At 54.6% G+C, this 13,314-nt stretch carries 13 protein-coding genes and 1 riboswitch; of the genes, 2 read left to right on the top strand and 11 right to left on the bottom strand.

Annotation, left to right across the window (positions count from 1 at the left end; genetic code table 11):
• Nucleotides 1–21 precede the first annotated feature (21 nt).
• On the top strand, nucleotides 22–1,683 hold the full coding sequence (gene pgi, locus WC184_04175) for a glucose-6-phosphate isomerase (GenBank protein ID MFA7477074.1): 1,662 nt from the start codon (nucleotides 22–24) through the stop codon (nucleotides 1,681–1,683).
• On the opposite strand, the gene WC184_04170 is transcribed toward pgi, so the two are convergent.
• Genes WC184_04170 through WC184_04160 form a run of 3 tightly spaced genes read right to left on the bottom strand, consistent with a single transcriptional unit; the run spans nucleotide 1,589 to nucleotide 4,425 of the window.
• Nucleotides 1,589–3,019 carry an MFS transporter gene (locus WC184_04170; protein ID MFA7477073.1) on the bottom strand — a complete coding sequence of 477 codons (1,431 nt, stop codon included), beginning with the start codon at nucleotides 3,017–3,019 and terminating at the stop codon, nucleotides 1,589–1,591. The two genes, pgi and WC184_04170, sit on opposite strands and share 95 nt — an antisense overlap.
• Before the next feature lie 9 nt (nucleotides 3,020–3,028).
• Nucleotides 3,029–4,006, bottom strand: coding sequence for a TerC family protein (locus WC184_04165; protein MFA7477072.1), 978 nt, complete (start codon nucleotides 4,004–4,006; stop codon nucleotides 3,029–3,031).
• Nucleotides 4,003–4,425: a universal stress protein gene (locus tag WC184_04160; protein ID MFA7477071.1), complete on the bottom strand. Its 423-nt coding sequence runs from the start codon at nucleotides 4,423–4,425 to the stop codon at nucleotides 4,003–4,005. The genes WC184_04165 and WC184_04160 overlap by 4 nt, the downstream gene beginning before the upstream one ends.
• 38 nt (nucleotides 4,426–4,463) lie before the next feature.
• On the opposite strand from WC184_04160, the gene WC184_04155 reads away from it, so the two are divergent.
• On the top strand, nucleotides 4,464–4,910 hold the full coding sequence (locus tag WC184_04155) for a flavodoxin family protein (GenBank protein MFA7477070.1): 447 nt from the start codon (nucleotides 4,464–4,466) through the stop codon (nucleotides 4,908–4,910).
• On the opposite strand, the gene WC184_04150 is transcribed toward WC184_04155, so the two are convergent.
• From WC184_04150 to WC184_04115, 8 genes are all read right to left on the bottom strand, one after another.
• Nucleotides 4,831–6,765, bottom strand: a complete 1,935-nt coding sequence (locus tag WC184_04150; GenBank protein ID MFA7477069.1) for a hypothetical protein — start codon at nucleotides 6,763–6,765, stop codon at nucleotides 4,831–4,833. The two genes, WC184_04155 and WC184_04150, sit on opposite strands and share 80 nt — an antisense overlap.
• Nucleotides 6,740–7,006 carry a hypothetical protein gene (locus WC184_04145; protein ID MFA7477068.1) on the bottom strand — a complete coding sequence of 89 codons (267 nt, stop codon included), beginning with the start codon at nucleotides 7,004–7,006 and terminating at the stop codon, nucleotides 6,740–6,742. Before WC184_04145 ends, WC184_04150 begins: the two co-directional genes overlap by 26 nt.
• A gap of 72 nt (nucleotides 7,007–7,078) precedes the next feature.
• On the bottom strand, nucleotides 7,079–8,611 hold the full coding sequence (locus WC184_04140; protein MFA7477067.1) for a hypothetical protein: 1,533 nt from the start codon (nucleotides 8,609–8,611) through the stop codon (nucleotides 7,079–7,081).
• Between the two features lie 3 nt (nucleotides 8,612–8,614).
• Nucleotides 8,615–9,415 carry an ABC transporter ATP-binding protein gene (locus tag WC184_04135; GenBank protein ID MFA7477066.1) on the bottom strand — a complete coding sequence of 267 codons (801 nt, stop codon included), beginning with the start codon at nucleotides 9,413–9,415 and terminating at the stop codon, nucleotides 8,615–8,617.
• On the bottom strand, nucleotides 9,412–10,386 hold the full coding sequence (locus tag WC184_04130; protein MFA7477065.1) for an iron ABC transporter permease: 975 nt from the start codon (nucleotides 10,384–10,386) through the stop codon (nucleotides 9,412–9,414). The genes WC184_04135 and WC184_04130 overlap by 4 nt, the downstream gene beginning before the upstream one ends.
• Nucleotides 10,387–10,458: 72 nt before the next feature.
• Nucleotides 10,459–10,602, bottom strand: a riboswitch (adenosylcobalamin (AdoCbl) riboswitch).
• Between the two features lie 12 nt (nucleotides 10,603–10,614).
• On the bottom strand, nucleotides 10,615–11,079 hold the full coding sequence (locus WC184_04125; protein ID MFA7477064.1) for a hypothetical protein: 465 nt from the start codon (nucleotides 11,077–11,079) through the stop codon (nucleotides 10,615–10,617).
• 15 nt (nucleotides 11,080–11,094) lie between these two features.
• A complete protein-coding gene (locus tag WC184_04120) occupies nucleotides 11,095–11,832 on the bottom strand; it encodes an isocitrate lyase/phosphoenolpyruvate mutase family protein (protein ID MFA7477063.1) in 738 nt (245 codons plus the stop codon).
• Nucleotides 11,833–11,870: 38 nt separating this feature from the next.
• Entirely contained in the window at nucleotides 11,871–13,241 is a 1,371-nt protein-coding gene (locus tag WC184_04115; protein MFA7477062.1) for a nicotinate phosphoribosyltransferase, read from the bottom strand.
• Between the last annotated feature and the right edge of the window lie 73 nt (nucleotides 13,242–13,314).

The raw sequence follows: 13,314 nt of genomic DNA, 5'->3' as shown, positions 1-13,314 counted from the left end.
AAGGCGCAATAGGCTTTAAGAATGCGCCAAGCAATAAACCTAACCCCGGCCTGGGCGGCGTTGGCTGATCATTACCAACGCACCAAAGATCGGCACTTACGGGAACTTCTAACTGAGCCAGCGCGCCTGTCGGTTCTGTCTATGGAACTACCAGGAATTTACGCCGACTTGTCGAAGCATCGAATTACAGCGGAGACGGTTACTTTCTTAGTTGAATTGGCCCGAGAGGCCGGTCTGCGGGAACGTATCGATGCCACGTTCAGCGGGGCCCCAGTCAACACCACGGAAGGTCGTGCTGCATGTCATGTGGCCCTTCGAGCACCGGCTGATGCCGTAATTGAGGTGGATGGCCACAACGTGGTACCCGATGTTCATGCTGTGCTTAACGCCATGGAAAGTTTCGCGCGTTCAGTTCGTGACGGCGAGTGGCGTGGGTTCAGTGGCGAGACGATTAAAGCCGTAGTGAATATCGGAATTGGCGGTTCCGATCTGGGCCCGGCCATGGCTACCGAAGCGTTACGCTCATACGCTGATGATCAGGTGACCCACCGTTTTGTTTCTAATGTTGATGGGGCGGCCATGCAGTGGGCGTTACGTGACCTAGACCCCGCCTCTACGCTTTTTGTGGTGGCGTCGAAAACGTTCACCACCCAAGAAACACTGACTAACGCCAAGAGTGCACGGCAATGGCTGCTAGAAGGAGCGCGCCAAGCCGGTTGCGACCTGGTTGATGACGAGGTTGTGGCCAAGCATTTTGTGGCCGTTTCTACCAATGCTGCTGAGGTAACGGCCTTTGGAATTGACGTGGCTAATATGTTCGGCTTTTGGGATTGGGTGGGAGGCCGTTACTCAGTAGATTCGGCGATCGGGCTGTCGCTCATGCTGGCTATTGGTCCAGACCATTTTCGTGAATTTCTAGAAGGATTTCGTTTAATCGACGAACATGTAGCTAGCGCTCCTTTTAGTCGAAACTTGCCGGTGCTGATGGGCTTAATCGGCGTTTGGTACATAAATTTCTTTGGGGCGACTACCCATGTTGTGCTGCCCTACGCCGACGAGCTACGGCGTTTTCCGGCTTATTTGCAGCAGCTTGAAATGGAAAGCAACGGCAAGTCGGTGACCACTGATGGCAAAGCATTGGGCTGGTCGTCGGCGCCCGTGGTTTGGGGTGAACCAGGGACCAACGGTCAACATGCTTTCTACCAGTTACTGCATCAGGGGACTCCCTTAGTGCCCGCCGACTTCATTGGAGTGGTCAACCCCAACCATCGGTTAATGCATCACCACCGGTTGCTCTTGGCCAACCTATTTGCCCAAACTGAAGCTCTGGCTATCGGGCGTAGTAGCGAAGAAGTGGCTTCGAGCGGAGTTACACCCGAACTCGTGCCACACAAGACGTTCGCTGGCAACCGACCCACTACCACCTTGTTGCTTAACCGGCTCGACCCTCGAACCCTCGGTTCGTTGATCTCGATTTATGAACATAAGGTGTTGACCCAAGCCACTATCTGGCAGATCAATCCGTTTGATCAGTGGGGCGTTGAGCTTGGTAAAGCCCTAGCTGGCACTATCGCAACTGAACTTGAGGCTAATGAGCAGTCCGAGCCTCACGATGTTTCGACAACCGCTCTGCTCGCAGCGTATTGGGAGCGTCGTGACGAAGCGGAAGCGAGGTTGCAATAGCAATTAATGCCATAACCACACCGGCCACAAAAGGCGGGGTAAACGAGCCCGTGGTACCAGCGTTGTTATAGAAGGCACTCATCACCGCAATACCGAATGAGTTACCAATTTGCTGGGTCATGCGCTGTAGGGCGGCCGCTAGGCCCAAATCACTTTCGGGCACGGTGTTAGCCAGGGCTGCAGTGGCAGGCGGTCGTGCAATCCCGTTTCCAATCCCTTGTGCCATGAGGGCGAAACAAAAGACCAGCAACATGTTGTAGTGGGTTCCTGCGATGAACACGGCCATCGAAACCGCAAGTGAAATATTTCCCCAGATTATGGTGCGTCGGTTTCCAAGTCGCGCCCCGAGCTGGCCGCCTAGGGGTGATGACACGGAATAGAAACCGGTGCGCAACAACATAACGGTGGCGGTTGTAGTGGCTGAAAGCCCGAAACCGTCGCGCAAAGCCACCGGTGACAAAACAAAGCCACCCATATAGACGGCACCCATAAACATGCTCACCAACAAGTTGAAAGTGAAGTCACGGTCTTTTAGGAAACCGAGGGGGATGAGCGGGGCCGAAGCCCGTCGTTCAACCCAAATGAAAATCCAGGTGGCAACCGGAAACGCGATTATCGACGCCCAAAGCAATATGTGGCCGAACCCCCAGCCTGGACCTTCGGTAATGATCAGCATCAAGGCCCCCACCACTACGCTCAAGCTAAGCGCACCGGGTAGGTCGAACTTAACCTTGGTGGGGTTGCTTTCGGGCAGAATAAGGGTGGCGAAAGCTAACGCCCCGGCAGCTAGAACGGCCTGAATCACGAAGATTAGTCGCCATCCAAAAAGGTCGATTAATGGACCACCTACCGCTAGGCCGATGGCGGGCGCACCGGCCGAAACGAAGGTCCAATAGCCAAGGGCTTTCACTCGTTCATGTGGAGCAAAAACGAGCATCACAATCGCCATTGAAGTGGGTTGAGTAGCCCCACCGATCATTTGTGAAAGCGACCGAAAACCGATGAGGCTAAGCGGATCCCATGACAGTGCCGTCAACACCGACACCACGGTTGCCAAGGTGAAGCCCGTTAGGAATACCCGGCGATGTCCGTAGAGGTCACCAAGTTTTCCCAAGATTGGCAGGGTCAGGGCCGACAACAACATGGGACCGGAAATGACCCAGGTGAGTGTTGAGGTGCTGGTGTTGAACTCTTTGGCGATATCGGAAAGAGAAACCGAGAGGATGGTGACCGGAAAGCTAGTGGCGAACATGCCAGCCAAAGCCGCGATCAACACCCAGCGTGAATACGTGCCTTTAGTTTCTAATTGTTCCCTAATCTTGGTTCGTGAAAGCACAGAGTAAGCTCAGCCTTCGCTGAGCGTTTTAGCTTCACGGCGTTTGGAAACCATTAGTGAGACCATAACGGTGCCGGTTAGCACCACCACAATTACGCCGAGTGAAATCAAAGTCGGAATGTGATACCACTCGGATACCAACATTTTCACGCCCACATAGGCCAAAATTATGCCGAGGCCCTGGTTGAGATAGATAAAGCGGTCTTGGTAACCAGCTAACAAGAAGTAAAGCGAACGCAGACCCAAGATGGCGAAGGCGTTCGAGCTAAAGACCAGGAACTGCGAGCGCGTTACCGCCAAAATGGCCGGAATCGAGTCAACGGCGAAGAGAACATCGCTTACTTCAACCATAATCAACACCGCGAACAGCGGGGTTGCTAAACGGTGACCGTTTTCGACCACAAAAAAATGGTCTTCTCGATATTCGGGCGTTGAGGGAATAAAGCGGCGGATTACTTTAAGGATCGGGTTTCGTTCGGGGTGGACTTCTTGGTCGTCGTGGGTAGCCACTCGCCAAGCGGTGAAAACGAGGAAAGCGCCGAACAAGAAGATGAGCCAGCTGAAGGCGTCGAGCAAGGCCACGCCAGCAAAAATGAAGATCGCCCGTAACACCAGGGCCCCAAAAATGCCCCAAAATAGGGTGCGATGCTGGTATTTAGGGTCGACCCCAAAAAATGTGAAAATGACGGCCCACACGAAAACGTTGTCTATCGACAAGCTTTTTTCGATCAGGTAACCAGCAATGTATTGGCTGGCCGCGGCACCTCCCAAGCTGGCCCAAATCACAAACGTGAATGCTAAACCGAGGCTGATCCAAAAAAGGCTAAAGATTAACGCTTCACGGGGTTTAACCGTGTGAGAATCTCGATGAAAGACCTTGAGATCGAGGAACAATAGCCCTGCGATCAGAGCCAAAAACGCAGCCCACGCCCAGGGTGGAACCGTTAGATGCTCGCCGGGCGGGACGGCCGCTAATAAGGGTGTCATTCGTTTTGTTCTACCTCAGGATGCACAATAAGAATCGGCGAGGGTGCATATTGGGCCAATTGCTGGCTCACCGAACCGAGCAATAGTCCTTTGAATCCCCCTAGGCCCCTTGAACCCACTATCAGCATGTCGGCGTCTTTAGCAGCGGCTAAAAGAGCACGCGCTGGCAGATCGTTCACACATGTGATCGTAATATCAACACCGTCGGTGTTCCCAACGCGGGCCAAAGCATCTTCCGCGGTCGCCCGAGCCGAGTCTTCATTGTAGTTGGGGTCGAACTTAATTGTAGGTTGGTCGAGGAAAGACCAGGCCAGCACCACTTCTAGGTGCGCGTTCCACTGACGGGCCTCGGCAATGGCTAGCCGCAGCGCCTGGTCGGCACCGTCGGAACCATCAATACCAACAACGATGTGTTTCATGCTTCTACCTTCTTTAGAGTTCCAACTTTGCGCAACTAATGCTAGAACTTCATATTGTGCGTACTGTCTTGATTTACGAGAGTCTTACCGGCACTACCAAACAGGCAGCCGAACTGATTGCCGAAGAGCTTCGAACTTCTGGAGCCGAGGCTACCGTTTGTTCGGTCGATGAGGTAGATCTGGCAGCTGTTGCCCAAGCTGATCTGGTCGTGATCGGTAGCTGGGTTGATGGTTTGCTAATCGTAGGTCAGCGCCCCGGCAAGGCTGCCAAGCTGCGGCAACTACCGGTGATCGACGGTAAGCAAGCAGCGGTCTTTTGCACCTACGCGATAAACCCTGGCAAAACCTTGCATAAGCTGACCGAAATTGTGAGCGATTTAGGTGCCAATGTCATTGGCGGAGTGGCTATTCATCGCGGTGCAATTGGTAGCGCCAGCGCCGAGTTTGCCGCGCAATTACTTGCGAAGGCCTCGCCCACAACATAGTCAATACGGTGGTGCCCAAGAGTGTGGTTAGCCATCCGACAAGGTGAACCTTAGGCAGTTGCCACCGAAGCACAATTTGCATGGACCCTGGTGCCGTGTTTGGTGCTGGTAGCAGGGCGAGTTGACCGTTGCGGCTTCGTCCTAGCCGGTGTTTGCTGTGAGGTTCGCCCCCGTTGGCTGGGGTGGTATTCATCAGATGCCAACCTGGTGAGTAGCCGATTGGTAAGAGAATTTCGCTCTCGTCACCGACCGTGATTTGCAGCTGAAAGTGCTCGGCGCCAGCTTCTTGCACTTGAACGGCTGTCTCAGCATTTAGTTGCCACAGTGCCAGATTTTCATGTTGTGTCAATAGCTCAAGTTGTGTTTGACCGTTGAATAATGCTTCCACTTCCGGCGTAGCAGAAATTACGTGGCTGACTCGGTATTGGCCGAGCGAATCGAGCCAATCGTCTAGGTTACCGCGGCTCAATTTCTCATAAACCAATCCAGAGATTTCCGAACCTGGGGCCCATTCGGAGCCAAAGATGGTCAGGTCAGCCACGCTAGAGCGCCAACCTAAATAACGACTGGGTGCCGCCACACCCTCGGCCGACATAGGCACCTGAGCGAACGCAAACCGATAGCCCGGTGGCACAACCTCGGTTAGTTCGGCGGCCATGGTGACAAGGGCATTAGTCGGTTCATAAAGCGACACCGGGGGTGGTACAAAGGTGGCCACCGCTAGGGCTGTGGCAAGTACTCCACTGGCCAGGCCCAAGGTTCTAAAGGTGGCCAAAGCTACCGCCACTGCCGGCATGGCCAAGTAGGCCGCGAAGGTAAGGCCTCGGTTGGGAAACAACATGGCTTCGGGTAAATGGGCGATGCTTAGGTAAACTACCAGGTGTAAGGCCGCCATCAACACGAAAGGCAACAGTGCCAACACGGCCAGCGCTAAGCGGCGTTTAATTACAGCCACCACCGCGACCCCACCGATCGACAGCACTGTGAGTGCTGCCACAGGATCGAAAATGCCCCGCTCGCCGCTGGCCGCCAGCTTCAGATGCTCGAGAAACGCGGGGTTTGACCATCCTGTTAAGGGGCCACGGAGGTCGCTGCCCGAAATAGCTGGAATCCACCACCAAGCGCTAAGTGTCAGCGCCACCAATGCAGCTTTGATGAGCTCGAACCAGTGAATTCTGAGCGACCGCAGAGCAGCCGCGCCTAGTAGGAAGATTCCAAAGAAAACGTAAATTACCAGCGAGTAGGGATGGGTGACGGTAAGCAAGGCCACGGTGATTCCCAACATGACCGGGCGAGGCCTGGCAGCAATGGTCAAGGCCCAAGCTCCAAGTACCAGTGGGGCGGCCACTTGTTGGGGCATAAGTCCCATCAGGAAGGCGCCCTCCAGGCCGCTAGAAAAAGGCGAAGAAACAGCCAGCATTAATGCTCCACCGAGCCACGCCGCGTTTGGTTTCAAACCCAAAGAACGGCACAGTGCCATACCTGTGAAGGGAATAGCGAGTGTGGACAAAGCACCCACAGCTTTGTATGCGCCTGGGATTGAGAGCAGTCCGAAGCTGACCGCTTTGGTGGTGGCAACGATGAAAGCGAACCCAGGGCCGTACAGGCGGTGCATTTGATAGCCCAGGCTGACCTGGTCGAACCAACCATCCAAATGCCCAGATTGAAACAGGTTCCATGCGGCATCTAAACGTGTTAAATGACCGCCAGTATCAATTCCCGGGGTCAGGTTGGGTCCCCACAGCCAGCGTAGAGCCCATGCGGAAAGCGCTAAATAGACCATGATCCATACCAGGCTCGTCGGCGAGCTCTGGGCTTTTATTGGCTGCTCAGCTGGTGTGGTTGGTGCCTTCATAGCTTGCCTGTTGATGGTGACGACGAATGATCTGGCTTGGCTGGGTCCAAAAAATAGTGAAGATGGCAATGCCGATGAAGCTAACCAGCCACGCCACAGTATGTATACGGGGTAGTTGCCAATGGAGGGTTACGGTGGTGGTGCCCGGCGGCGCAACGACAGATAACCGCCCTTCAAGCATGGGACCGAGCTGAGCATTGGGGCTTGTCCACCCGTGTGAAAAACTAATTGGTAGGGCCACGAGGTTGGACTGCCCTGAAACATTCTCCTGGTGTATTGCAAGCGTTATTTGGTTTGGCCCTGCACTAACAATTTATGCGGAGCGAGGGCCGAGAAGCTCCCACAGGGCTAGTTCCCCGTGAGTTTCGATCAGCTCTAAATCGTTTCGCTGGGACCATATTTGGGCAGTAGTCGTTCTCGCAGAAATTAGGTGGCTTATACCAGCTTGACGCATTGACTCCAGCCACTCGTCGATGTTGGCCGGTGTGAGATCCGAATAGATTTTGAACGACACCTCAGAACCCGGTGCCCACTCGGGCCCAAATATCGATAGGTCTGCGGTTTTGGCCTTCCAACCCAGGTATCGGCTTGGTTCTGGCACCCCGAAACCGATGCGGGGTGCCTCGGCGAGAGCGTATCGCGTAGCGGAGGTGCTGTTTGCTGCTAATGCGGCAGCGACCGAATCAAGCGATGTGGTAGCTCGATAGCGAGTGGACAGTGGTGGGACCAGGAGTGGGGTTGCTATCAGAACCACGAAGATAGAAAGCGAGACACCAACGTGGTTGAACCTCACTAACACCATGGCAATGGTGGGTATCAATAGGTAGATCACAAACGGCAAGGCTCGATCAGTTAACTGAATGATGGCAGGTAATTGATCTTGAACTAGCAGCGAGAACGAGCTCAAGAGGCCAAACGCAGCTATTGGGGCGATAAGCAACAATAGGTTGTTGGTCTTTCGGTCTTTGATCGCTGAGTAGAACGTCCAAGCCATGGCGGCAAGCAAAATGGTTGATGCTGGCATGGCCATACCCCGATCACCGCTGGCCAGGAGTTTGAAGCGACCCCAAAAGCCAGGTGAGGGCCACCAAGTCATTGGCCCTTGCAAGTCGCGGCCCGCAAAAGCTGGTATCCACCACCAGGCCGAAACTAGAAGTGCAATAAGCGCTGCGGACATTAGCGATGACCACGCAATTCTACGTTTTTGAAGATGCAGAACGACCAGTAAGAACGGCACAAAATATACAAACATCACCAATGAATATGGGTGGGTGAAGGCCATTGCGCCCACCATTAACCCGAGTGCCCAAGGATTAGTTTGACGAGCCAAAAGTAGGGCCCATGCCCCTAAAACCATGGCGGTGCCGACTTGTTGCGGGACCAAACCATTTAAGAATGCCCCTTCAATCCCCGAACCGTTGAAAGAGGAAACCGTCAACATGAACAGGCCGCTTATCCAGGCGGCTTGGGGCGACAATCCGAGTGATCGTGACAGAGCCATGCCAGCAAACGGAATGGCGGATATGGCCAAAAACCCAATCAGCTTGTAAACCAATGCTGTTGAGAACGTACCGAAGCTAAGGGCTTTGATCAGGGCAGCGATGATGGCGAAACCCGGCCCATAAACCAGGTGTAGCTGGTAGCCGAGCATGGACCGGTCCATCCAACCATCGAGGCGGCCGTGGCGGAACAGCTCAAAGGCAGTATCAAGGCGAACAAGGTGACCAGTGGTGTCCATGCCCGGTGCTAGCTCTGGCCCCCAAAGCCAGTGCATGGCCCACCCCGACATGGCTAGATAAAGCACTATCCAGGCAAGCGTTGCGCGGCGTGATAGTGGGCCTTCCATGTGCTAGGTCACTATAGACGCGCCCTTGTTCTGAGCTTTGGAAGGTATCACTATTACCGAACCGTCCTCATCGTGTATTACACGGACTGACGCACCATAGTGCTCTGAGATGACAGTCTCAGTTAGCACTTCCCCAGCGGTCCCGAGAGCTATTTGGCTGCCGTTACTCAGTAACAACAATCGGTCACAAAATTGGCCCGCCATGGTGAGATCATGCATGGCACTTACCACGGTTAGGCCATCATGTCGCCGAAGTTCTTCCACCAGCTCGAGCACTTGTTGCTGATGGCCGATATCTAAGGCGCTAGTTGGTTCATCCAACAGCAGCACGGGTGCTTGTTGAGCGAGAGCCCGGCCCAAGACCACCCGTTGGCGTTCACCACCGGAAAGAGTGCCTAGGGTGCGGTTTGTGAAGTCATGCAAGTACAAGCGCTCGATGACTTCACTGACTACCGCAATGTCTTTCGCCCCTTCGCTACCGAAATAGCCGATATAGGGGGTGCGGCCCAATAACACATATTCACTGACGGTCATGTCAGGCGGACAAATGGGGTTTTGGGGAACCAAAGCCACTATGCGAGACAGCGCTTTACGATTCAGAACGTGCAAATCTTGGTGATCAATACAAATTTTGCCGGAATAGCTCACCAACTGCAGAGCAGCACGCAAAAGCGACGATTTCCCAGCGCCGTTTGGTCCGATGAGACCTAACCATTCACCGGAAGAAACAGAGGCCGTCAGCGCGGAAACGGCTTCGAAGCCATCGAAGCGAATATTGACGTTCTCAAACGACAGAACAGTCATATTGTGCCTTTCCGACTGGTCAAGAGAACCACTACAAAAAATGGGGCACCGAAAAACGCGGTGATAACGCCGATTGGTAACTCGGCTGGTGAGGCCACCGTTCTGGCGGCAATGTCAGCTAGCACCAAAAATGCAGCACCAAAAAGTGCGGAAAGGGGCAGCACGACCTTGTAGGAAGTGGACACCGCCAGGCGAATAGCGTGAGGCACGATAATGCCCACAAAACCGATTAGGCCGCTCACCGCCACCACGGCCGCGGTGCCCAAGGTGGCGGCGATGATCACCGTTGCCCTAACTCGTTCGGTGCGTACCCCCAAACTCGATGCTTCTTCTTCACCCACACTCAACACGTCTAGTAAGCGTCGATGCAGCAGAATTACCACGCTAGCGACTACGACATAAGGCAGTACCAACCAAACTTCGTACCAGCCCGAGGTTGACAATCGCCCTAAAATCCAAGCGTAAACACTTCGCAAACTATCGGTCTGGCGTTGTTGAACGTAGGTTTGAATGGCGTTTAGAAATGCCGCCACTGCCACGCCGGCCAAGATCAAAATGGCGGTGTTCTTGCCGGGACCGGCGCCCTTGGCCACCACCCAAGCTGCCATTACTGCTATGAGAGCACCAGCGAAAGCGAAGACGGGCAGAGCCCCCACTGGCCATGATGAAGAATCGGGCCCATAGACGATCGCCAAGGTGGCACCCAGCCCGGCCCCCGAGGCCACACCTAACAAATACGGATCAGCTAAAGGGTTTCTAAACACACCCTGATAGGCCGCGCCACACAATGCCAAGGTGCCGCCAACTAGTGCTCCGAGCACTACACGAGGAAACCTGATCTGCCACAAGATGGCGGCCTGGCGTTCCGAAAGCCCCTCGCCAAGGTTTATTCGAAATATCCGGTTAGCAAGTTCCGAACTGACCCCACTAAAGGGTAAGCCAGCGGGACCTAAAGCCGCTCCGGCGGTGATGGCAAACACTAGGGTTAGCAAACCAACCCCGAGCGCCACGCGACCTAGGCGGCTGGGCCGCAGTTCAATCTGAGTCGTCAACGACCCTTCCTCCGAGGGCTTGCCTTCCGATACGGGAGTGCAGGCGGCCTGGCTCAACCCCAATGGGTTTCACAGTTGCGGGACAGCGCCGGGTTTGCACCGGACTTCGCTGCACTCAGGCATAGAGGTTAGCGCATCAAGGATGACTTACCGCCAAACCTCGGCTCGCCAACGAGAAGGTTCTTCAAGCTTGCCAAGCAAGCAGGCCGCCTTTAGTGCCCAGGCCAGGATGTCTTCAGCTAACGCATCGACTGGTGGCACAACAACCAGCCCTCGCATGGGATGGTCTTGTAACCGTTGCCAGCCGCTTGGTAGAGGATGGTTAGCTTGGGCCAGTTGCCCAAGTGCTTTAGTTCCCCCAGGGTGTTCTAGACCCACTTGAGCGGGGTTCGTTTTTCGGCCCTTTCGAGTGGGGGCAGTCCAGGTGAGGCGCGGTACTTCGGGTCCACGGCCATTGATACGACCCCAAACTGAGGTGGGTTTCGGCGCGTCCATGTTGGCAGGGGTGATATTGATCCAGCCCGCTTTGTCATCCTGGAGGGACCGAAGAAGAGCTGCGATTTCAGCCAAGTCGCTCGGAGCGAACAGTACGGTTTGTATTTTGGTTGCCATGAACGGCGCTAGTCCTTAACTCCCGGCATCGTCAAGTAGTTCTCTAGCTGTATCGGCCACGGCCTGCGCCGCAACCCAATACAAGCGTCCACCAGTTGAAATCCGCCTCACACCCGCTGCTTTCAGTTCGGCCATGCTGGGCGCCCTGGGTGAACCCAGCACGTTTAGGGGTCGGTTAATAGCGGCCAAAACGGCCTTTACGTCGTCGATAGTGGTGAGATTAGGAGCGTAGAGAACCTCGGCCCCTAGGGCTTCGAAAGAGACCAAGCGTTCAATGGTGTCATCGATGTTGTTGATGCCGTGAAAATAGTTGTCGGCACGCGCGGTCAGCACAATGTTGTACTTACGTGCTGCCTCTACAGCCTCGGCCACAGCTTCAGCGGCGAGTTCTTTAGCGACAATTTCTTTGGTTCGAGGATTAAAGTCTTCAATGGAACAACCGGCGGCCCCTGCTTCGGCCAATTGACGGACCGTTTCGGTTATACCGCCATCTTCATGAGGGAAAAGATTCTCGCTGTCAACGCTTAAGGGAACCGAGATTGCATCCACCAAAGCCGCCACATGTTCCACAAGTCGTTGTCGGCTGATCTCGTGGTCGTGCTTGCCGATTGAACGTGCAAAAGCAGTGCTGGTGCTGGCCAAGGCAGGAAAACCTTGTTCTTGTAGCGCTAAGGCCGATCCAATGTCCCAAGGGTTTGGCATGATGAAAAAGCCCTCGGCATGTAGTTCACGAAACTCTTCTACTTTGTTCATATGCCCTTCCTAACGTGCAATTAACCAAGAACCTCGAGCTAATGATTCCCGCTCAACGACATTCCAAGGGAACGCAACTCGGCCGATACCCTGACCTCATAAGAACGCTCCCGCTGTTGCAGAGAAGCAAGCCGACTAGGCAATTTGCTTATGGCTTTGGAACAATTTCGTTGAGCTTCACTCAACGTGGGTAGCTGACTGGTCATCTTGCCAGCACTCATACGTTCTTTGAGGAGCGGTCGTGCCGTTAGGTTGGCATGCTGGTTGGCTTCGATTGGCATGCCTTCATCATCTAGGGCCACTACATCGTAAAGTGCTTGGCCCTGGGTCTCTACCCGCCAAACTTGCTTACGACCAGGCAATGTGACCTTGTCTTCCGCCAATTTTATTTTCGGTCCGCGGCTATCGGCCACCAATTTATATACCGCTCCCAAACTTGGAGCGTCGGCGCTGGTACCTAGCTGTGTGCCAACGCCGAAAGCGTCGATAGGTGCCCCAGCGGCCAGAAGTTCAGTGATGCGGTATTCGTCGAGGTCGCCTGAAGCGAAAATTTGGGTGTGGTTCAGACCACCTTCATCAAGGATGTCGCGTACCGAACACGACAGACGTACCAGATCACCTGAATCCAGTCGCACTCCAGAGATCTTCACGCCCTCTGAAGCTAGTTCCGCCGCTACTTCAACCACCCGACGGGCACCTTCTTCGGTGTCATAGGTGTCGATCAACAACACGGCACCATCGGGGAAAGTGCGAGCGAAAGTGCGAAACGCTTCTCGTTCGTCGTCGAAGCTCATCACGTAGGAATGAGCCATAGTGCCTGACAGGGGTAACCCATATTTGTAACCCGCTGCGACCAAAGATGTGCCCTTGCCGCCGCCGATCCATGAAGCGCGTGCGGCTTGCATTGCGGCATCGCCGCCATGGTCACGCCGAGCCGAAAAATCGACAAAGGGTCGGCCTTGGCAAGCGATAGCCACACGTGCGGCCTTCGAGGCCACCATGGTTTGTGAACCGATCAGGTTCAACAGGCGTGTTTCAACAATTTGAGCTTCGATGAGCGGAGCTGTGACCCGCAAGATCGGTTCGTTTGCGAAAACAATCTCGCCTTCATCAACCGCCCAGACTTCGCCGCTGAAGCGTAGGTTGGCGAAGCGGTTTAGGGCGTCGTCGTGAAAGAGTTCGGTGCTCGCCAGAAAATCTAGTTCGGCTTGGTTGAAACTGAGACCGGCAAGGTATTCGAAGGCTTCTGATTGGCCTGCCGACACGAGAAATTGTCGTGGGTCGGGAAGTCTTCGCACGAAAAGGTCGAAAGTCGCTTCTTCTTCGGCCAAGCCCTCACGGATGAAGCCCGCCGCCATCGTGAGTTCGTACAAGTCGGTGAATAGCCCGCTGTTTGCCAAGTTGCTCATGCGATGGCTGCTCCGTGGTTAATGGTTTCCGCCTGCACCAAAGAGATTGTGGGGTTGTTACTGGTTTCGAGCG

It is taken from the genome of Acidimicrobiia bacterium (assembly GCA_041676705.1).
GTDB lineage: Bacteria > Actinomycetota > Acidimicrobiia > Acidimicrobiales > SKKL01 > Actinomarinicola.
Note: the sequence above shows the minus strand (reverse complement) of the source record. Positions and strands in the feature narration are given on the sequence as shown.

What these genes read in the sequence shown, in the direction of transcription:
- pgi (MFA7477074.1), top strand. Translation starts at nt 22, where the DNA reads ATGCGCCAAGCAATAAACCTAACCCCGGCCTGGGCGGCGTTGGCTGAT.
- WC184_04165 (MFA7477072.1), bottom strand. Translation starts at nt 4,006, where the DNA reads ATGACACCCTTATTAGCGGCCGTCCCGCCCGGCGAGCATCTAACGGTT.
- WC184_04160 (MFA7477071.1), bottom strand. Translation starts at nt 4,425, where the DNA reads ATGAAACACATCGTTGTTGGTATTGATGGTTCCGACGGTGCCGACCAG.
- WC184_04155 (MFA7477070.1), top strand. Translation starts at nt 4,464, where the DNA reads ATGCTAGAACTTCATATTGTGCGTACTGTCTTGATTTACGAGAGTCTT.
- WC184_04150 (MFA7477069.1), bottom strand. Translation starts at nt 6,765, where the DNA reads ATGAAGGCACCAACCACACCAGCTGAGCAGCCAATAAAAGCCCAGAGC.
- WC184_04140 (MFA7477067.1), bottom strand. Translation starts at nt 8,611, where the DNA reads ATGGAAGGCCCACTATCACGCCGCGCAACGCTTGCCTGGATAGTGCTT.
- WC184_04135 (MFA7477066.1), bottom strand. Translation starts at nt 9,415, where the DNA reads ATGACTGTTCTGTCGTTTGAGAACGTCAATATTCGCTTCGATGGCTTC.
- WC184_04125 (MFA7477064.1), bottom strand. Translation starts at nt 11,079, where the DNA reads ATGGCAACCAAAATACAAACCGTACTGTTCGCTCCGAGCGACTTGGCT.
- WC184_04120 (MFA7477063.1), bottom strand. Translation starts at nt 11,832, where the DNA reads ATGAACAAAGTAGAAGAGTTTCGTGAACTACATGCCGAGGGCTTTTTC.
- WC184_04115 (MFA7477062.1), bottom strand. Translation starts at nt 13,241, where the DNA reads ATGAGCAACTTGGCAAACAGCGGGCTATTCACCGACTTGTACGAACTC.